This window comes from Aeromicrobium sp. A1-2 (assembly GCF_003443875.1).
GTDB lineage: Bacteria > Actinomycetota > Actinomycetes > Propionibacteriales > Nocardioidaceae > Aeromicrobium.
The window spans coordinates 1714619-1732502 of record NZ_CP027482.1; the positions used below are offsets into that span (position 1 = coordinate 1714619).

21 protein-coding genes are annotated in these 17884 nt (G+C 67.8%); 5 read left to right on the forward strand and 16 right to left on the reverse strand.

The window, feature by feature from the left end:
- The first annotated feature begins 46 nt into the window (after nt 1-46).
- Together C6I20_RS08315 and C6I20_RS08320 are read left to right on the forward strand one after the other, a co-directional pair.
- Nucleotides 47-691 (forward strand): amino acid ABC transporter permease, encoded by a 645-nt coding sequence (locus C6I20_RS08315; protein ID WP_118395534.1) that lies wholly within the window; start codon nt 47-49, stop codon nt 689-691.
- Entirely contained in the window at nt 691-1572 is an 882-nt protein-coding gene (locus tag C6I20_RS08320; protein ID WP_118395535.1) for an amino acid ABC transporter permease, read from the forward strand. Before C6I20_RS08315 ends, C6I20_RS08320 begins: the two co-directional genes overlap by 1 nt.
- Here the strand turns inward: C6I20_RS08320 and C6I20_RS08325 are convergent.
- Both C6I20_RS08325 and C6I20_RS08330 read right to left on the reverse strand, forming a co-directional pair.
- Nucleotides 1569-2027, reverse strand: a complete 459-nt coding sequence (locus tag C6I20_RS08325) for a hotdog fold domain-containing protein (protein WP_118395536.1) — start codon at nt 2025-2027, stop codon at nt 1569-1571. The two genes, C6I20_RS08320 and C6I20_RS08325, sit on opposite strands and share 4 nt — an antisense overlap.
- A gap of 47 nt (nt 2028-2074) precedes the next feature.
- A complete protein-coding gene (locus C6I20_RS08330) occupies nt 2075-3160 on the reverse strand; it encodes an exo-alpha-sialidase (protein WP_118395537.1) in 1086 nt (361 codons plus the stop codon).
- A 51-nt stretch (nt 3161-3211) separates the two neighbouring features.
- On the opposite strand from C6I20_RS08330, the gene C6I20_RS08335 reads away from it, so the two are divergent.
- Nucleotides 3212-3760 carry a PadR family transcriptional regulator gene (locus C6I20_RS08335; protein ID WP_118395538.1) on the forward strand — a complete coding sequence of 183 codons (549 nt, stop codon included), beginning with the start codon at nt 3212-3214 and terminating at the stop codon, nt 3758-3760.
- A gap of 1 nt (nt 3761) precedes the next feature.
- On the opposite strand, the gene C6I20_RS08340 is transcribed toward C6I20_RS08335, so the two are convergent.
- From C6I20_RS08340 to dapA, 12 genes are all read right to left on the reverse strand, one after another.
- Nucleotides 3762-4289, reverse strand: a complete 528-nt coding sequence (locus C6I20_RS08340) for a GNAT family N-acetyltransferase (protein ID WP_118395539.1) — start codon at nt 4287-4289, stop codon at nt 3762-3764.
- An 18-nt stretch (nt 4290-4307) separates the two neighbouring features.
- Nucleotides 4308-4826 carry a regulatory protein RecX gene (locus C6I20_RS08345; RefSeq protein WP_254052299.1) on the reverse strand — a complete coding sequence of 173 codons (519 nt, stop codon included), beginning with the start codon at nt 4824-4826 and terminating at the stop codon, nt 4308-4310.
- Nucleotides 4827-4839: 13 nt separating this feature from the next.
- Nucleotides 4840-5916, reverse strand: coding sequence for a recombinase RecA (gene recA / locus C6I20_RS08350; protein ID WP_118395540.1), 1077 nt, complete (start codon nt 5914-5916; stop codon nt 4840-4842).
- Nucleotides 5917-6189: 273 nt separating this feature from the next.
- Nucleotides 6190-6384, reverse strand: coding sequence for a DUF3046 domain-containing protein (locus C6I20_RS08355; RefSeq protein ID WP_118395541.1), 195 nt, complete (start codon nt 6382-6384; stop codon nt 6190-6192).
- Between the two features lie 2 nt (nt 6385-6386).
- Nucleotides 6387-6689 (reverse strand): helix-turn-helix domain-containing protein, encoded by a 303-nt coding sequence (locus tag C6I20_RS08360; RefSeq protein ID WP_118395542.1) that lies wholly within the window; start codon nt 6687-6689, stop codon nt 6387-6389.
- A gap of 33 nt (nt 6690-6722) precedes the next feature.
- On the reverse strand, nt 6723-7211 hold the full coding sequence (locus tag C6I20_RS08365; protein ID WP_118395543.1) for a CinA family protein: 489 nt from the start codon (nt 7209-7211) through the stop codon (nt 6723-6725).
- Nucleotides 7208-7831, reverse strand: coding sequence for a CDP-diacylglycerol--glycerol-3-phosphate 3-phosphatidyltransferase (gene pgsA, locus C6I20_RS08370; protein ID WP_118395544.1), 624 nt, complete (start codon nt 7829-7831; stop codon nt 7208-7210). The genes C6I20_RS08365 and pgsA overlap by 4 nt, the downstream gene beginning before the upstream one ends.
- A gap of 31 nt (nt 7832-7862) precedes the next feature.
- Nucleotides 7863-8300 (reverse strand): hypothetical protein, encoded by a 438-nt coding sequence (locus C6I20_RS08375; RefSeq protein WP_118395545.1) that lies wholly within the window; start codon nt 8298-8300, stop codon nt 7863-7865.
- Between the two features lie 3 nt (nt 8301-8303).
- Entirely contained in the window at nt 8304-10769 is a 2466-nt protein-coding gene (locus C6I20_RS08380) for a DNA translocase FtsK (protein WP_174232949.1), read from the reverse strand.
- A gap of 9 nt (nt 10770-10778) precedes the next feature.
- A complete protein-coding gene (locus tag C6I20_RS08385; protein ID WP_118395547.1) occupies nt 10779-11585 on the reverse strand; it encodes a sirohydrochlorin chelatase in 807 nt (268 codons plus the stop codon).
- Between the two features lie 268 nt (nt 11586-11853).
- Nucleotides 11854-13533 (reverse strand): ribonuclease J, encoded by a 1680-nt coding sequence (locus C6I20_RS08390; protein ID WP_118395548.1) that lies wholly within the window; start codon nt 13531-13533, stop codon nt 11854-11856.
- Nucleotides 13534-13545: 12 nt separating this feature from the next.
- Nucleotides 13546-14454, reverse strand: coding sequence for a 4-hydroxy-tetrahydrodipicolinate synthase (gene dapA, locus C6I20_RS08395; protein ID WP_118395549.1), 909 nt, complete (start codon nt 14452-14454; stop codon nt 13546-13548).
- A gap of 54 nt (nt 14455-14508) precedes the next feature.
- Here dapA and C6I20_RS08400 point away from each other — a divergent pair, with 54 nt between their 5' ends.
- Nucleotides 14509-15291: a thioesterase family protein gene (locus C6I20_RS08400; RefSeq protein ID WP_216822837.1), complete on the forward strand. Its 783-nt coding sequence runs from the start codon at nt 14509-14511 to the stop codon at nt 15289-15291.
- Between the two features lie 227 nt (nt 15292-15518).
- Nucleotides 15519-16427, forward strand: a complete 909-nt coding sequence (locus C6I20_RS08405; RefSeq protein ID WP_118395550.1) for an endonuclease domain-containing protein — start codon at nt 15519-15521, stop codon at nt 16425-16427.
- A 142-nt stretch (nt 16428-16569) separates the two neighbouring features.
- Here the strand turns inward: C6I20_RS08405 and C6I20_RS08410 are convergent, their stop codons facing one another.
- Nucleotides 16570-17043, reverse strand: a complete 474-nt coding sequence (locus tag C6I20_RS08410; protein WP_118395551.1) for a dihydrofolate reductase — start codon at nt 17041-17043, stop codon at nt 16570-16572.
- Nucleotides 17040-17834 (reverse strand): thymidylate synthase, encoded by a 795-nt coding sequence (locus tag C6I20_RS08415; RefSeq protein ID WP_118395552.1) that lies wholly within the window; start codon nt 17832-17834, stop codon nt 17040-17042. The genes C6I20_RS08410 and C6I20_RS08415 overlap by 4 nt, the downstream gene beginning before the upstream one ends.
- Between the last annotated feature and the right edge of the window lie 50 nt (nt 17835-17884).

Below are 17884 nucleotides of genomic sequence, written 5' to 3' on the forward strand. Positions count from 1 at the left end.
CGGCCCGGCTCGACTTCCCACCCAGCACAGAGAGGACGGTGACGCCGTGCAGGTCCTGATCGACAACTTCGACAAGCTGCTCGACGCGTTTGGCAAGACGTTTCAGCTGTTCGTGGTCGCCGGCTTCCTCTCGCTGATCTTCGGAACGATGCTGGCGGCCATGCGGGTCGGACCTGTCAAGGTCCTCGACCGGGCCGCAGCGTTGTACGTCACGATCTTCCGCAACACGCCTCTGCTGGTTCTCCTGCTGCTGGTGGTCTTCGGCTTCCCCAAGCTCGACATCCGGCTGGGATTCTTCTGGATGAACATCCTGGCGCTGACGATGTACACGTCGACGTTCGTGTGCGAGGCGCTCCGATCGGGCGTCAACTCGATCCCGCTGGGCCAGGCCGAGGCCGCCCGCTCCATCGGCCTGGGCTTCACCCAGACGATGCGCAACGTCGTTCTTCCGCAGTCGTTCCGCGCTGTCGTACCGCCGCTCGCCAGCGTGCTGATCGCACTGACCAAGAACACGTCGCTGTGCTCGATCTTCGGCATCGCCGAGGGCACCGCGGCGATGAAGGCCCTGCTCAACGACAACACGGCCGACCTGTGGCCGATCGTGATCGGGATCGCGCTGGGCTACATCATCATCGTCGAGCTCATCTCCGGCGCAGCGGCGCTGCTCGAACGCCATTGGAGGATTGCCTGATGGCCGCATCCGTGCTCTTCGACGCACCCGGACCCAAGACCAAGAGGCGGCACCGTCTCTACACGGTCATCTCCTCGCTCGGCCTGCTGGGCGTGCTAGGTCTGATCGTCTTCCAGCTCGAGCGCAAGGGTCAGTTCGCCTACGCGCTCTGGGAGCCCTTCGTGACCCCCAAGATCATCAACATCATCATCGAGGGCACCGGCAAGACGCTGCAGGCAGCAGTCTTCGCGATCATCGGGGCGCTGCTCCTCGGGATGATCCTCGGCGTGGGCAAGCTGTCCGAACACCGTGTGCTCCGCTGGCCTGCGTGGCTCGTGGTGGAGTTCTTCCGCGCCACGCCTTTGCTGCTGGTCATCATCGCGACCTGGTTCTACATCGGACCGGAGCCGGGGGCGAGTGCGTTCCTGGCCTTGGTCATGGGACTGATCCTCTACAACGGAGCGGTCTTCGCCGAGATCTTCCGCGCCGGGATCAACGCCGTCCCGAAGGGGCAGGCAGAGGCCGCGTACGCGATCGGCATGCGCAAGTCACTCGTGATGCGCATCGTGCTGATCCCGCAGGCGGTCAAGATCATGCTTCCCTCCCTCATCAGCCAGGCCATCGTCGCGCTCAAGGACACGAGTCTCGGCTACGCCGTGCTCGCTCCCGGTCTGACGTACACCGGCAAGCAGATCTTCGGCACGTTCCGCAACACGATCCAGACCGCGTTCGTCATTGCCCTGATCTACATCACGCTCAACCTGCTGCTGACGTGGCTCGCCACCTGGGTGCAGAAGCGCTACGTCGGCGAGAAGACCTTCACGGCCGACGCCGTCGGCGGCATCGTGCAGTCACAGCCCGATGCGGGCGCATCCGGGGCCGGCGGCGCCGGCATCCGCTAGCGCTTCGGGGTGACCCAAAGGTGGATCGTGCCGGCGACCGTGACAGTGCCATCGGGCAGCACGGCCTGGACAGTGATCGGCACGTCGGGGCCGGCGGCCCAGTCAGCTTCAGTGCTCGTGGCGGTGCAGGTCAGCGGTCCGGCCGACTTGGCCAGATAGCTGACGTCCATCCCCTTGGGCAGCCAACGCATGTCATCGGGGCAGGTCGCCTCGGCGAGCAGGCCCATCGCCGCCTCGAGCCCGTTGCACGCGGCAATCGCGTGGATCGTGCCGATGTGGTTCTGGACCGAGCGGCGCTTCGGGATCTTGACCTGACCCAGGTGCGGCTGCATCTCCTGCACCTGCAGGTGGATCGATGCAAAGTACGGTGCCTTCTGGCTGAACGCGATCGAGAAGAGCCGCTTGCCCTGGGGCAGCGCGGTGACCTTCTTGTACAGGGCGAGAGTCGATGACATACCCGAAGGTTACCGGCAAGTAACTGTTGGATCGCAGGAAACGAGTCTCAGATCACGGCGGCGCGTACGCACAGCACGTCGGGCAGGTTGCTGCGGATCTCCGCCCACGACCCACCCTCGTCGTTGCTGGCCCAGATCGCACCGTGCCGGGTGCCGAGGTAGAGCCCGACCGGGTCGGCACTGTCGGAGACGAAGGCGTCGCGCAGGACCACGGTGTGGGACTCCTCGGGCAGGCCGGCACCTGTCTCCTGCCAGGTCTCCCCCGCGTCGTCGGACCGCCATACCGCTGGCCTGCCGTCGGGCGGGAAGCGCTCAATGCCGGCAACCAGCGGGAAGACGAAGATCGCTCCGGCACGATGCGGGTGCGCGACGATCGGGAAACCGAAGTCGGCCGGCAGACCGTCGGCGATCGAGTGCCACGAACGACCGGCGTCGTCGGAGCGGAAGACCCCGCCATGGTTCTGCGCATAGAGCCGATCGGGATCGCCCGCATCGACCGCGACCTTGTGGACGCACTGACCGTACTCGGGCGACTCCCCCGGGATGAATTCCGCGCCGATCCCCCGGTTGTACGGCGTCCAGGTGTCTCCGGCGTCCTCGGTGCGATAGACACCACCGGTCGACATCGCGATCGTCACGGTGTCGGAGTCGGTCGGGTGCGGCACGACGGTGTGGACCGCCTGACCTCCGCCGCCGGGCTGCCAGTTGGGCCGGTGCGGGTGGTCCCAGAGGCTCCGCACGAGGTCGAAGGTCTCGCCGCGGTCGGTCGAGCGGAACAACGCCGAGGGCTCAGTGCCGGCGTAGACGACCCCCTCCTGGTCCTCCGGCGCCGGACGGAGCTGCCACACGCGTTCGAGGGCCGCCCCGGTGTCCTCGGGGAATCGCACCGCACCGCCGGCCGTCTCGTCCCACGAGCGACCCAGGTCATCCGAGCGGAAGATCTGCGGGCCCCAGTGCGGACTGGTCGCTCCGACCATCAGGCGAGTCTCACCGCTGCGGGTGTCGATCGCGGCGGAGTAGATCTCCTCCATGGGGAACAGCGGCTTGTCCCAGCTCCACGACGACCGGTCGGCGTCGGAGCGGCCGATGAACAAACCTTTGCGGGTGCCTGCCAACAGAACTGTCTCGGACACGTGTGGCTCCGTCTCTCGGTATATTCCTAATTGGAACAGTACGCTAGGACGGTGACCAGCTCCCTGTCAACGACTTCCTTCGCCCTGCTGGGCCTCCTGGTGTTCGACGGACAGACGTCCGAGGAGGGGATGACCGGCTACGAGCTCAAGCAGCGCGCCGATCGCACGCTGCGGTTCTACTGGGTGTCCCCCGCCATGAGCCAGATCTACACCGAGCTGGACCGGTTGAGTCGCCACGGATTCGTCGAAGCCCTCGACGACACCGCCGGCAAGCGGACCACCCGCCGGTTTCGGATCACGACCGAGGGGCGCGAGTCGCTGGAGACGTGGTTGCACACCTCGGAGCACGACTTCCCGATCCTCAAGCACCCCATCGCGCTGCGACTGCTGATGGGCGCGCTGATGGGACCGGGCGAGGTCGAGTCGATGCTGGAGGGCTACATCGATGCCCTCGCGGAGCGGAGGACCGAGCTCGAGGCGGTCCGCGAGCTGCTGGGCGACAACCCTGCGGTCGCCTATCCGGCCCGGGTCGCCGAGTGGGGTCTGGCCTACTACGACGCCGAGGTCGAGATCGTCGAGAAGCTGCGCAAGACCCTCTGACTCACTCGAACAGCTCCCGTGGCGCCGTGCAGACGATCTCGGGGTACTGCACCGCCTCGGGCTGGATCCACAGCCCCGGAGTGAAGCCGCACTTCTCCAGCACCCGGATCGAGCGCTTGTTGCGGACGTCCGGGCTCGCGACGAACCGGGGCGCAGCGGGGTGGTCCGGGCACAGCACGTCGCGGCAGAACGCAGCAATCATCCGCGTGCCGATGCCACGGTCGATCAGCTCCGGATCGCCGATCAGGTAGTCGAAGGCAACGGCGCCGGGGTCCTGCACGCGCACCGCATAGTCGTCGTACGCGATGACGGGATAGTCCTGCGCATAGCCAATCGGTCGTCCGTCGAGCTGGACGATCCACATCCGGGTCGCGCTCGTCCCGTCGAGCTCACCGGCGTAGTGCTCACGTGCGAGCTCGACGGTGCGCGGCTCATCACCGAACCACGGCTGAGCGTGCTCGACCGCCATCCACCCGACGAGGGCAGACATGTCGTCGTCGGTCAGCCGGCGAAAGGTGATCTCGTGCATCGCCAAGCACGATATCGCTCACATGCTGTCGAGTGCCTGTTTGTCGGCGCCCAGCTCCTGCCGGACCACCTCGAAGCACATCTGCGAGGAGTAGCCCTTGCGGGCCAGCATGCCGGTCAGCCGGCGGAGCTTGGTCGCTTCGTCGAACCGTGAGAGCGACCTCAGCCGGGACCTGACCAGCCGGTGGGCGGCCTCGACCTCCGCATCGGGGTCGAGCTCGGCGATGACCTCCTTGGAGATCTCGTCGTCGACACCCTTGCGGCGCAGCTCCATCGCCAGGGCACGGGAGGACAACCCCTTGCCCCGTTGCCGGGACTGCACCCACGACCGCGCGAACTCCTCATCATCGATCAGCCCGGCGGTCTCGAACTTGTCGAGAGTCGCCTCGACGACCCCCTCAGGCACCAGCTTCCTGGCCAGTGCCTGAGCGAGGTCGCTGCGGCTGTGCGCCCGCTCGCTGAGCTTGCGCACCACGATCTCCTTGGCGAAGCTCGCGAGCTCGGCGGGAGTCATCTCCTCGACCGGCGTCCTCTTCATGTCGAGCGACCGCTCAGAACTCGATGTCGCTCGGAGGCACCTCGACGACCTCGAGCGCGGGCTTATCGGCCTGTGCGCCGATGCCCATGTGCTCGAAGATGCGCTTTTCGAGCTCGTTGGCAAGATCCGGGTTGTCCTTGAGGAACTGGCGGGACTTTTCCTTGCCCTGGCCCAGCTGATCGCCGTCGTACGTGTACCAGGCGCCGGCCTTGCGGACCAGGCCTGCGTCGACACCCACGTCGATCAGGCTGCCTTCGCGGCTGATGCCCAGGCCGTACATGATGTCGAACTCGGCCTGCTTGAACGGCGGGGCCAGCTTGTTCTTGACGACCTTGACGCGGGTGCGGTTGCCGACCATGTCGGTGCCGTCCTTGAGTGTCTCGATGCGACGGACGTCGAGGCGAACCGAGGCGTAGAACTTGAGCGCCTTGCCTCCGGTCGTCGTCTCGGGCGAGCCGAACATGACGCCGATCTTCTCGCGCAGCTGGTTGATGAAGATCGCGGTCGTGCCCGAGCCGTTGATCGCACCGGTCATCTTGCGCAGCGCCTGGCTCATGAGCCGCGCCTGCAGACCCACGTGGCTGTCGCCCATCTCGCCGTCGATCTCCGCGCGGGGCACGAGGGCAGCCACGGAGTCGATCACGATGATGTCGAGGGCACCCGAGCGGATCAGCATGTCGGCGATCTCGAGCGCCTGCTCACCGCTGTGGGGCTGGGAGATCAGCAGCGCATCGGTGTCGACACCGAGCTTGCGGGCGTAGTCCGGGTCGAGCGCGTGCTCGGCGTCGATGAAGGCAGCGACCCCGCCGGCCTTCTGCGCGTTGGCCACCGCGTGCAGGGCGACCGTCGTCTTGCCGGAGGACTCCGGGCCGTAGATCTCCACGACCCTGCCGCGGGGCAGCCCGCCAATGCCGAGGGCCACGTCCAGCGCGGTCGCTCCGGTGGGGATGACCTCGATCGGGGCACGGGCCTGGTCACCCAGTCGCATGACGGCGCCCTTGCCGTGGGCGCGGTCGATCTGGGCCATCGCGTTCTCGAGGGACTTGTCCTTGTCCTTCGCAGTGGCGAGGGAGCTGTTGGGCTGGGCCATGGTGGGCTTCCGTTTCTGTTCGTGGGCGGCGGGTCATCGACGACGGTAGAAGGACCCTCAGACATATATGAGCCTCGTCGACCCGTCTGTGGATGTCGTCCTTCGAACGTCCAACCTGTGCACGAGATTACCCGAACATCTGTTCGATGCGAAGCGACACGCCGAGTGGTGCGGCGAGTCGCGTTCGTTCCCCACCGAAGTGGTGCCCTGGCCGGCTATCCGAGTCGGAGCAGGTGGCTCAGCCACCGTCGATGTGGGTGGTCTGGGTCCGGATCAGCGTTCGGAGGCAGGCAGGCCGAGATTGGCGTGCACCGCACGCCAGACCGTCTTGGGCTGCTCACCCGCGTCGAGCGCCTCGGACGCCGTGCGCCCACCGAGCTCACGCATCACGTGGCCATCGGCCCACACCCGCGCGTAGCCGCGGCCGAACTGACGGTCCATGCGGACCCAGAACTCGCTGTGCCTCAACGTCAGGCGGCCGACGCCGACACGCCACCGGGCGCGATCGACGAAATGCTGGCGATCTGGGCCTCGGCGGCCTCTTCGATCTCGAGCAGCGAGCTGACGTCCAGCAACACCTTGGACAGCGGCACCTCAAGGGCCGAGGCGAGAGCGGCGAGCAACTCGGAGCTGGCCTCCTTCTGTCCCCGCTCGACCTCGGAGATGTAGCCGAGGCTGACGCGGGCCTTGCCCGACACGTCTCGCAGAGTGAGCCCCTCGGAGATGCGGCGCGCGCGGAGCACCTCGCCGACGAGCTGTCGCATCGCGGTCATCGGGTGCCTCCGTCCTGGCCTGCCATATGAGTGTCAACCTCGATCGGACCGAGATTCTTCCCCCAGCCTAGCGACCAGCCATGACAACAGCGCGGCGACCGTCTCCGAGCGGATCGTGTCCCGGTCCCCTGACAGCTCCAGCCGGCGCGTCTCGACGCCGCCGGGACCGGCCACGGCGACGTGCACCGTCCCCACCGGCTTGCCCTCGCTGGGGTCCGGACCAGCGACGCCGGTCGTCGCCAGTCCGTACGTCGCACCGAAGCGGTCCCGGGCTCCCGAGGCCATCGCGGCGGCCACGTCGGCATCGACCGTGCCACGCTCAGCGATGAGTCCTTCGGCGACTCCGAGCAGGTCGGTCTTGGCTGTCGGGGCGTAGGCCACGATGCCGCCGAGCACGACGTCGGACGCACCGGCGACCCCGACCAGGGTTGCGCAGACCAGGCCCCCGGTCAGGGACTCGGCGGTGGCCACCGTCGCGCGCGCGGACCGCAGCGCATCGACGGCGTCGGCCGCCGAGGTCACGGCTGAGCCGCGGCCTTGGACTCGCGTCGCAACGTGATGGCGTCGCGGACGTACTGCACAGCAGTGCTGAGCGTGACGGCCAGCGCCGCCGCCATCAGGACGTTGGTCACCCAGATCATGATGTCGCTGGGGGTGTCCTTCCAGTCGGCCGGCGCGTTGTTCCACAGGTCGAACGGCAACAGGTAGCCGGCGATCGCGACGGCCTGCAGAGTCGTCTTGACCTTGCCGCCCTGGCTGGCCGGCATGACACCGTGCTTCTTGACCACGAATCGCATCAGCGTGATGCCCCACTCGCGCACCAGGATGATGATCGCGACGGGCCAGAAGATCGGGTGGATGATCGCGATGCCGACGAACGCCATTCCGGTCAGCGCCTTGTCGGCGATCGGGTCGGCAAGCTTGCCGAAGTTCGTGACGAGGTTGTGCTTGCGCGCGAGATCCCCGTCGATCTTGTCGGTGATCATCAGCAACCCGAACGCGACCCACGCAGCGAGCCGATAGCCCACGGACTGACCGTCCTGGGTCAGCAGAAGCCACCCGAAGAGCGGTACTCCGGCGATGCGGAGCACCGTCAGGGCGTTCGCGATGTTCAGGTTGCTCGGCGCTTCTGCCGCTGCCATGTGTCCCTCTCGGTGGCGCTGGTCGAACGTCTCAGTATGCGGCAGCGGACCGTCGCCGCGCCAACTGGACCTCGGCCTCGCCAGGTGAGACGTTCGTCGCAAGCCCCAACGGGGCCGTGTAGAACTTGGTGCCGTCGTTGCTGACGACCTTGACCCGCGGGTCGAACCGGACCCCGATGCGGCGCTCGACGCGAATCTCGCCCATCTCGCTCCACAGCAGTCCGACCCAGCCCTCACGGGCCAGCATACGTACGCCGTGGTCGTCTGCCACGAACAGCGGCGTGCGGGCGTCGCGCAGTCCGCGCAGCAGATTGAGGCCGATCAGCAGCAGGACCGCGAGCGAGCCGTACAACAGGGGCTCCTCACGGTCATACGCGAACCAGCCGAAGCCCGCGGCCAGCGCAAAACAGATCACGGCGAGCAGAAGGTAGAGCCCGGTGCGGCGCCGGATCTCGAAGGAATCGGGCATCGTCTAGCCGCTCTGGATGCTGGCAAGGACTTGTTCAAGGTCGTCGGCCTTGACCAGCACGTCGCGCGCCTTGGACCCCTCGCTCGGGCCAACGATGCCGCGGCTCTCGAGGATGTCCATCAGGCGACCGGCCTTGGCGAACCCGACCCGCAGCTTGCGCTGCAGCATCGAGGTCGAGCCGAACTGCGTCGCCACGCACAGCTCGATGGCCTGCAGCACCAGGTCCATGTCGTCGCCGATGTCATTGTCGATCTCGCGCTTGGCGGCGGCCGCGACCGTGACGTCCTCGCGATAGATCGGCTTGAGCTGCGTCTTGCAGTGCTCCACGATCGTGTGGATCTCGGCCTCGGTGATCCAGGCACCCTGCATGCGCATCGACTTGTTCGCGCCCATCGGCAGGAACAGCCCATCACCCTGTCCCACGAGCTTTTCGGCACCGGGCTGGTCGAGGATGACCCGGCTGTCGGTGACCGAGGAGGTCGCGAAGGCCAGCCGGCTGGGAACGTTGGCCTTGATCAGGCCCGTCACGACGTCGACCGAGGGTCGCTGCGTCGCGAGCACGAGGTGGATACCTGCTGCTCGTGCCAACTGGGTGATGCGAACGATCGAGTCCTCCACATCGCGGGGAGCAACCATCATCAGGTCGGCGAGCTCATCCACCACGACCAGCAGGTAGGGGTAGGGAGCCAGCACGCGCTCGCTCCCGGCCGGCAGATGCACCTTGCCCGCGTTGACTGCCTTGTTGAAGTCGTCGATGTGCCGGTAGCCGAAGTTGGCCAGGTCGTCGTAGCGCATGTCCATCTCGCGCACGACCCACTGCAGCGCCTCGGCGGCCTTCTTGGGGTTCGTGATGATCGGGGTGATCAGGTGCGGGACACCTTCGTACGCCGTGAGCTCGACCCGCTTGGGGTCGACCAGGATCATCCGGACCTCTTCGGGCGTCGAGCGCATCAGCAGCGAGGCGATCATGGAGTTGACGAACGATGACTTGCCCGAGCCCGTCGCACCGGCGACGAGGAGGTGCGGCATCTTCGCGAGGTTGGCGACGACATAGCCGCCCTCGACGTCCTTGCCCAGGCCGATCACCATGGGGTGGTGGTCGCTGCGCGCCTTGGCTGACCGGAGGACGTCACCCAGCGACACCATCTCCTTGTCGATGTTGGGGATCTCGACACCGATCGCGGACTTGCCCGGGATCGGCGACAAGATGCGGACCTCGTTGGACGCCACGGCGTACGAGATGTTCTTGGACAGCGCCGTGACCTTCTCGACCTTGACGGGGGGCCCGAGCTCGACCTCGTAGCGGGTCACGGTCGGGCCTCTGGTGTAGCCCGTCACGGTGGCATCGATCTGGAACTGCTCGAGGACCTCGGTCAGGCGCTCGACGACGGCGTCAGATGCCTTCGAGCGCGCCTTGTGCGGCGAGCCCTCGCGCAGCATCGTGCTGTCGGGCAGGGAGTAGACGACGTCGCCGGACAGGGCGAGCTGCTCGGCGCGCGCCGGGATCGGCTCCATCGGCGGCCGTCCGGCCGCACTGCTGCCGTCGGCCTCCGCCTCGTCCTCCACGACGTCGAAGACCCGCGCAGGGACCTGGTGGTCCTCGTCGGGCCCGTCGACCAGGGGGTTGTCGAACGGTTCCTCGTCGGTGGCGACGGAGGTGCGGGGGTGCTTGCGCTTCTTGGGCTCCTCGACGGGAGCTTCTTCCTGTGTACGTCCGAGAGCGCGGTCGCGCAGCTCGCGCAGCCGCGTCGGCACAGCGTAGACGGGAGTATTCGTGACGACCAACAGCCCGAACACGACCACGAGCACGAGCAGCGGCACGACGACGTAGGGGCTCTTGAGCAGGTCCACCAGGATCGCGGAGAACAGGAAGCCGATCGCTCCGCCCGCCTCCCGCATCGCGTCGGGATCGGTGTCGCCGGGCCGCGGCACGCCGTGCGCCACGTGCACGAGACCGAGGATGCCACCGCTGATCGCGGCCCAGCCGATGGCCTGACGACCCGCGGGGCCGTTGCGATCGGGGTGACGAAGCGTCCGCCAGGCGACGACGACCAGCAGGATCGGCACGGCCCAGGCCAGGAGGCCCACACTGCCGGCGCAGATCTCACGGATCACGTTGCCGACGGCACCGGGCAGGTTCCACCAGACCGAGGCGGCCACGATGATGCCCAGACCGAGCACGCCGAAGCCGACGCCGTCACGGCGCTGGTCCGGTTCGAGATCCTTCGCGCTGTGACCGATGCTGCGCACAATCGCGCCCACCAGCCCGGCGATGCCGAGCCACATGGCTGTCGACGCGCGCAGCAGCGCGTTGAAGACAGCAGCAATCGGACCAGGTCCGCTACGCCGGGCCACGGGCTTGCGAGCTGCAGGTTTACGGGCCTGTGGCTTGCGTTTCGCGGCTGGCTTCTTGCGGGCCTGGCTGCCGGACGGCCGCTTGCGCGGCGGGGAAGACGTTCGGGTCGCCATGCACAAAGGCTAAAGCACGGGTCGAAGGTTTGTGTGGACCTGTGCCGCGTGCCCCGTCATGAATTGACGTCGCCGCTCCCCCACCGTCGCCTCCTCGGTGGGCCGGTGGGGGCCCAGATCCATGCCGACGGGTGGTGCGGGCTGGTGGGAGCGAACCCGCTCCAGGACCAGATTGACGACGCGGGGGTCCGGCTGGCCGCCGTCGAGCAGCGGGGCCGTGACGACGTCGGCGCCCGCCGCGCAAATGTCGTCGTGCACCGAGCCGGGGGTCAACAGGTACGTCGACACCACGACACGTCGGCCGTAGGCCCTGGCGACGTCGATGGCGTCCGCGAGCGGCGTGTCCGGGCCTCCGAGCGTCCCGACGTGCACTCGCCCGCCCCACACTGCGCTGAGAAGCTGGGCGGCCCTGCCGATGTCGGCGACGGCACGGTCGTCCGTCGCGACATCGGCCGCCAGCACGATGGTGTCGTCGGAGCGCGCGCCAGCCTGGATGAGTCGTTGTGCCCCGATCTCGGCCAGCGCCCAGTCCGGTCCGAGCGGCACGGTGACCGTGACGGCGGGGTCCAGGTGGGCCGCCTTCACGATGTCCACGCTGACCGGCCGGTCGTACGCCAGCATCAGTGGCACCACGATTCGCGGTCCCGACGTCTTCCCGAGCACCACGGCGATCGAGGGTTCCTGCACATCGACGAAGGCGTCGACGACCTCGAGGTCCGGCGCCTCGCGGCGCACCGCGTTGACCAGCCCCGCGAGGGTGCTGCGCCCGTGGACGCTCTGCGCACCGTGTGCGCAGAGGATCAGCGTGCGCTTCACCCGCGGCCCCGACCGCCACCGACCGAGGCGCCCGAGATGCCCGCGGTCGATCCGCCGAGGCGCCGGTTCGCCCCCGTCGTTGCGTGAACAACGGAGGCTACCGAGCCTGGTTCCGATGGTTGGTTCCGACGCGATCTCGTGGTGGAGCTGACTCGCATGCCCCACCTCCCGATCGGCGACGGGGTCTCCCCCACCAGCACCTCAAGCATCGGCGGTGCCTGTTTCGTGATGGTTAACGCACAGGCGATGTTGGGTTACATCTGGATGGCTAGGCCTCGATGACGACCGGGAGGATCATCGGCCGGCGACGCAGGCGCCGTCCGACGTACGATCCCAGGACCCGGCGCACGACCTGCTGGAGCTGGCGCGAGTCATGGTTGCCCTCGGCCATGGCCTCCTCGATGGCGCTGACGATCTTGGGCAGGATCTCGTCGAAGGCCGAGTCGTCCTCGGCGATGCCGCGGGCGTGGATCTCCGGGCCGGTCACGACCTTGCCGTTGGTGGAGTCCACTACCAGGACGACCGAGATGAAGCCTTCCTCGCTCAGCACGCGACGGTCCTTGAGCTCCGAGTCCGTCAGGTCGCCGACCGAGGAGCCGTCGACGTAGACGTAGCCACAGTCGACGGCACCTGTGATCGAGGCGTGTCCGTCGACGAGGTCGATGACGTAGCCGTCCTCGGCGAGCAGGACGTTGGGGACACCGGTGGCCGTGGCCAGCTTGGCATTGGCGTGCAGGTGCCGGATCTCGCCGTGGACCGGCAGGACGTTGGTCGGCTTGACGATGTTGTAGCAGTAGAGCAGCTCGCCGGCCGATGCGTGACCCGAGACGTGCACCAGGGCGTTGCCCTTGTGGACCACGTTGGCGCCGAGCTTGGTCAGACCGTCGATGACGCGGTAGATCGCGTTCTCGTTGCCGGGGATCAACGACGAGGCGAGCAGCACGGTGTCGCCGGGCTCGAGGCTGACCTGCTGGTGGCTGTTGTTGGCCATGCGCGACAGCGCCGCCATCGGCTCGCCCTGCGAACCGGTCGACATCAGCACCATCTTGTTGGCGGGCGCGGCGTCGATCTTTTCCACGACGACCCCGTCGGGGACGTGCAAGTAGCCCAGCTCGCGCGCGATCTGCATGTTGCGGACCATTGAGCGGCCGACGTACGCGACCTTTCGGCCATGCTTGTGCGCTGCGTCGATGACCTGCTGGACGCGGTGGATGTGCGACGCGAACGACGCCACGATGATGCGCTTCTCGCTGCTGGCGAACACCGCGTCGATCGCCGGGGTGATGTTGCGCTCGGAGGTCGTGAATCCGGGGACCTCGGCGTTGGTCGAGTCGGTCAGGAACAGGTCGACGCCCTCCTCGCCGAGACGCGCGAACGCCCGCAGGTCGGTGATGCGGCCGTCGAGCGGCAGCTGGTCCATCTTGAAGTCGCCGGTGTGGAGAGCTACCCCGGCCGGCGTCTTGATAGCGACGGCGAGCGCGTCGGGGATCGAGTGGTTGACCGCGATGAACTCCAGCTCGAACGGACCAAAGGTCTCGACGTCGCCCTCGGTGACGGTGTACTTCGGCGCGTCCTTGAGGCGGTGCTCCTTGAGCTTGGGCTCGACGAACGCCAGCGTCAGCTTGGACCCGATGATCGGGATGTTGCCCCGCTCGCGGAGCAGGTACGGCACGCCACCGATGTGGTCCTCGTGGCCGTGGGTCAGGACGATGCCGACAACGTCCTTGAGCCGGTCGCGGATCGGACCGAAGTCCGGGAGGATCAGGTCGACGCCGGGCTGCGTCTCCTCGGGGAACAGCACACCGCAGTCGACGATCAGGAGCTTGCCGTCGTACTCGAAGACCGTCATGTTGCGACCGATCTCACCGAGCCCGCCGAGCGGGATGACGCGGAGCGCGCCCTCCGGAAGTGCGGGGGGCGGATCGAGCTCGAGGTGCATGTGGCTCATGTGGCCTGGCTTTCAGAGAAGGCCCGATGCCACCAGGCCGTCGCGAACGATCGCGACTTCCTCGTCAGTGGCTTCGGGGAGCGGAGCACGCATGGTGCGGTGATCGAGGACTCCGAGCAGCTGCAGAGCAGCCTTGGAGGTGATCGCACCCTGCGTGTGGGTCATCATCGCCTGGACGGCGGGAAGCAGTTGGTCGTTGATCGATCGTGCTGTGAGCAGGTCTCCGGCATCGACTGCCGCCACCATGTCGGCGTAGCGGCGCGCTGCCACGTGCGACACGACGCTGACGATTCCGCTGGCGCCCATCGCGAGCCACGGCAGGTTGACCGGGTCGTCGCCGGAGTAGATCTTGATGCCGGTCTGGTGCATCAGCCAGGCACCGCGATTGAGATCGCCGACGGCGTCCTTCATCGCGATGACCAGCGGGTTGTCGGCCAGCTTGTCGTACGTCTCCAGCGCGATCTGCACGCCGGTCCGGCCCGGGATGTCGTAAAGCATCACCGGGGTGTCGTCGCCTGCTCGGGCGACTTCCTCGATGTGCGCCAAGATGCCCGACTGCGGGGGCTTGCTGTAGTAAGGCGTCACGAGCAGCAGACCGTGCGCGCCGGCCTTCTTGGCCTGCTCGGCCAGCTCGACGGAGTGCCTCGTGTCGTTGGTGCCGACACCGGCCACAACCGTGGCGCGTAGTCCCACGGCTTCGAGCACGGCGCGCAGCAGCCGGCCGTCCTCGTCCACCGTGGTGGTGGGCGACTCGCCGGTCGTGCCGCTGACGACGATTCCGTCGCTGCCCTGGTCGACGAGGTGTGCCGCGACCTTCTGGGCCGCATCCAGATCGAGCTCACCCTCGCGGGTGAACGGCGTGACCATGGCGGTCAGCACGCGCCCGAAGGGCGCAGCCTCAGTGGCGAGCGGCGACGTCATACCCCCGAGGCTACCGCTTGCGGCGGGCGCGACGGCGACCGGCAGGATGGGTAGGTGAGCGAAGACATCTACGACCTTGACACGACGTCCCACCCCCGCGGCGACGGCGTGCGTGACCTGACCCTGACCGATCGGTGGAACACACCTCTCGGCAAGCCCAATGGCGGCTACATTCTGGCTGCGATGTTGCGCGGCCTCGGAGAAGAGATCAAGGGGTCGGACCCATTGGTCGCAGCGATCACCTACCTCGCTTCCCCGGAGACCGGCCCGGCTGAGCTTCGTACCTCTGCTCTGCGCCGGGGCCGCAGGGTGCAGACCGGTGAAGCCGCGTTGTGGGAGGGCGATCGGCACATCGCCCAGCTGGTCGCGAGCTTCGCCGGCCGTGACGGCGGGCGCACCCATGAGCTCGGCACGCCCCCGCAGCTGCCCGCGCCGGACGACTGTGTCGACCCCCGCGGGCAGGGACTGCCGGACGATGGCATCTTCGACCGCGTCGACTACCGGCTCGCTGCCCGACCCGGCTGGGCCGACGGTGCGCCCAACGGCGATCCGACGGTCGAGCTCTGGCAACGCCTCGCGGGTGGACGGGAAATTGACCTGCCCGCCCTGGCGCTGCTGTGCGACTCGTACGCTCCACCAGTCATGGAGCTCGGTGAGCTCGCATCGATGACGGTCCAGCTCACGGTTCACCTGCACCGCAGGCCCGAGCCCGGCTGGATCGCGACCCGGCTGACGACCCGGCACGTCGTCAACGGCTTCCACGAGGAGGATTGCGAGCTCTGGGACGAGGCCGGCAACCTCGTGGCTCAGAGCCGCCAGCTCGCGATCCTGCTCTAGTCTCGCGGGCCGCCAGGGGTTGTGGCTGATTGGCCCCCAGTCCCGAAAGTGTGCGCGTCTGCCCGGCGTGGGTCAGAAATCGTGCGAGTCTGCCCCGGTTCGCGTGCCGATCCGGTGCAGGCGCGCACAGTTTGGTGTGGTGCACAGGCCCAGCGGGGGGCTCGGAATTTCCACACCCGGTGTGAGAGTCCTGTCACCCGCGGCAGCGCCAGGCCTTGGCTGGACGCATGCTGCCGCCACCACTGCCCACTGACCGCCCGTTCACCCTGGAGTACGCGCACCGCCACGGCCACTCGCGAAGGGCGGTCCAGGGCCGCAGGTTCCAGATCATCTTCCCCCTGGTCTACGCCGCGGCAGACCTGGAGATCACCCCGCGGGTGCTTGTCCAGGCCGCGCTGCTGGCCGCTCCCGCCGGGTGCGCCGCAAGCCACCACAGCGGGCTGCTGCTCCACGGCGTCGCGGTGGGGGCCGAGCTGACCCCACACCTGTCCACGCTCGACTCCGAGCCGATCCGCATCCGTGGCGTCACGATGCACCGACTCGCCCTGATGAGCGCGCGCTCCGTCAACGGCTGGCGGGTGCTGTCCCCCGAACTCTGCCTCTCCACCGCCGCGACACAGGTCAACCTGGTGGATCTGGTCATCGCCGCCGACGCGATGTACGCCCAGCGGCTCGTCACTCCGGGGCGGCTGGACCACTTCCTGCACCACCACCACGGGGCTGGGGTGCGCAAGGCCCGCCGCGCGATGCATCTGGCCCGCCGCGGCTCGGAGTCACCTCGCGAGACGTACGTCCGGGTCATGCTCGAGCTCGCTGGCCTCCCGCCCCTGGAGTGCAACCGGTCCTTCGGCGACGACGGCGGTCCCGTGGCCCGGCTCGACCTGTCGTGGAGTCGGTGGAAGATCGCGATCGAGTACGACGGCAGGCAGCACGGGCTAAGCCTCGCCCAGCGGGAGCGCGACGTCCAGCGGCGGGAGCGGATGGAGCGGCTCGGCTGGGTGTTCATCGTCGTGACCGCGGCGCAGCTCGCCCGCCCGCGAAAGATCGTGCTGCGCGTCTGCGAGGTCCTGGCCGCACGCCAGGGCTGGGCGCCGCTCCCCCGCTTCGACGTCGAGTGGTGCGCGCTGTTCGAGTGATCCGCAGCGCGCCCCGGCCACAAAGTGTGCGCGTCTGCCCTGGACCAGGTGACGAATCGGGGCAGACGCGCACACTCTCCACCGGACGCGGTGCAGACTCGCACGATTTCGCGCTCGGGTGGGGACGGGCGCGATGCGGTGGTCAGGTGCGGTGGTAGGTCGCGATGTCGTAGCCGTCGTACGACTCGCGGTCGAGCTCGGTCCACGCCGCCCAGTCGATGTCGGGAAACCAGGCATCGCCTTCCGGCGAGAGATGCACGTGCGTCACGACCATGGCGTCGACCAGGCCCTCGGCGAGCGCCTCGGCGTAGACCTGCGCGCCACCGATCAGGAAGACCTCGTCGTCGCGACCGAGTGCCAGCGCCAGTCCATCGGTCAGCGAGTGGGCGACCTCGACGCCGTCGGCATGCCATCGGGGATCTCGGGTCAGCACGATCGACGTACGCCCCGGCAGCGGCCGTCCGATCGACTCATAAGTCGCCCGGCCCATCACGATGGGGTGACCCATCGTGAGTGCCTTGAACTGCTGCTGGTCACCCGTCCGCGGCCACGGCATCTCGCCGTCCAGGCCGATGACCCCGTTCGCCCCGATCGCCACCACGATCGTGACGGTCATATCGCGATCGGCGCCTTGATCCCCGGGAGCGGGTCGTAGCCGGTGACCTTGATCGAGTCGAGGGTGAATCCGTCGATCGACGTGACGGCCGGGTCGAGCCACAGCTCTGGCAGCGCGCGCGGCTCACGAGTCAGCTGCTCACGGGCCTGGTCAAGGTGGTTGACGTAGAGATGGGCGTCTCCGAGGGTGTGGACGAAGTCACCCACCTCGAGCCCGGTCACCTGCGCCACCATGTGGGTCAGCAGCGCGTAGGACGCGATGTTGAACGGCACACCGAGGAAGACATCGGCGGAGCGTTGGTACATCTGGCACGACAGCTTGCCGTCGGCGACGTAGAACTGGAAGAACGCGTGGCACGGCATCAGGGCCATGGCATCCAGGTCGGCGACGTTCCAGGCGCTCACGACGTGGCGCCGCGAGTCCGGGTTGGTGCGAATCTGCTCGATGACCTCGGCGAGCTGGTCGATGTGCCCACCGCCGGGCGTCGGCCACGAACGCCACTGGTGGCCGTAGACCGGGCCGAGGTCGCCGTTGGCGTCGGCCCACTCGTCCCAGATCGAGACACCGTTGTCGCGCAGGTAGGAGGTGTTGGTATCGCCCGCGACGAACCACAGCAGCTCGGCGACGACCGACTTCAGGTGGACCTTCTTGGTCGTCACCAGGGGGAAACCGTCGGCCAGTGGGAACCGCATCTGGTGGCCGAACACGCTGCGCGTGCCGGTGCCGGTGCGGTCACCCTTGGCGACGCCTTCGTCGAGGATCCGTTGGACGAGATCGAGGTAGGCCCGCATGACCGAAGACTATCAATCGTCGGTGAGTGGCCATGTGCGAAACTCTGACC

Excerpts from the sequence above, each read along its gene's own strand:
- C6I20_RS08320 (WP_118395535.1), top strand. The coding sequence starts at position 691 with ATGGCCGCATCCGTGCTCTTCGACGCACCCGGACCCAAGACCAAGAGG.
- C6I20_RS08325 (WP_118395536.1), bottom strand. The coding sequence starts at position 2,027 with ATGTCATCGACTCTCGCCCTGTACAAGAAGGTCACCGCGCTGCCCCAG.
- C6I20_RS08340 (WP_118395539.1), bottom strand. The coding sequence starts at position 4,289 with ATGCACGAGATCACCTTTCGCCGGCTGACCGACGACGACATGTCTGCC.
- C6I20_RS08345 (WP_254052299.1), bottom strand. The coding sequence starts at position 4,826 with ATGAAGAGGACGCCGGTCGAGGAGATGACTCCCGCCGAGCTCGCGAGC.
- recA (WP_118395540.1), bottom strand. The coding sequence starts at position 5,916 with ATGGCCCAGCCCAACAGCTCCCTCGCCACTGCGAAGGACAAGGACAAG.
- C6I20_RS08360 (WP_118395542.1), bottom strand. The coding sequence starts at position 6,689 with ATGACCGCGATGCGACAGCTCGTCGGCGAGGTGCTCCGCGCGCGCCGC.
- pgsA (WP_118395544.1), bottom strand. The coding sequence starts at position 7,831 with ATGGCAGCGGCAGAAGCGCCGAGCAACCTGAACATCGCGAACGCCCTG.
- C6I20_RS08375 (WP_118395545.1), bottom strand. The coding sequence starts at position 8,300 with ATGCCCGATTCCTTCGAGATCCGGCGCCGCACCGGGCTCTACCTTCTG.
- C6I20_RS08380 (WP_174232949.1), bottom strand. The coding sequence starts at position 10,769 with ATGGCGACCCGAACGTCTTCCCCGCCGCGCAAGCGGCCGTCCGGCAGC.
- C6I20_RS08390 (WP_118395548.1), bottom strand. The coding sequence starts at position 13,533 with ATGAGCCACATGCACCTCGAGCTCGATCCGCCCCCCGCACTTCCGGAG.
- dapA (WP_118395549.1), bottom strand. The coding sequence starts at position 14,454 with ATGACGTCGCCGCTCGCCACTGAGGCTGCGCCCTTCGGGCGCGTGCTG.
- C6I20_RS08405 (WP_118395550.1), top strand. The coding sequence starts at position 15,519 with ATGCTGCCGCCACCACTGCCCACTGACCGCCCGTTCACCCTGGAGTAC.
- C6I20_RS08410 (WP_118395551.1), bottom strand. The coding sequence starts at position 17,043 with ATGACCGTCACGATCGTGGTGGCGATCGGGGCGAACGGGGTCATCGGC.
- C6I20_RS08415 (WP_118395552.1), bottom strand. The coding sequence starts at position 17,834 with ATGCGGGCCTACCTCGATCTCGTCCAACGGATCCTCGACGAAGGCGTC.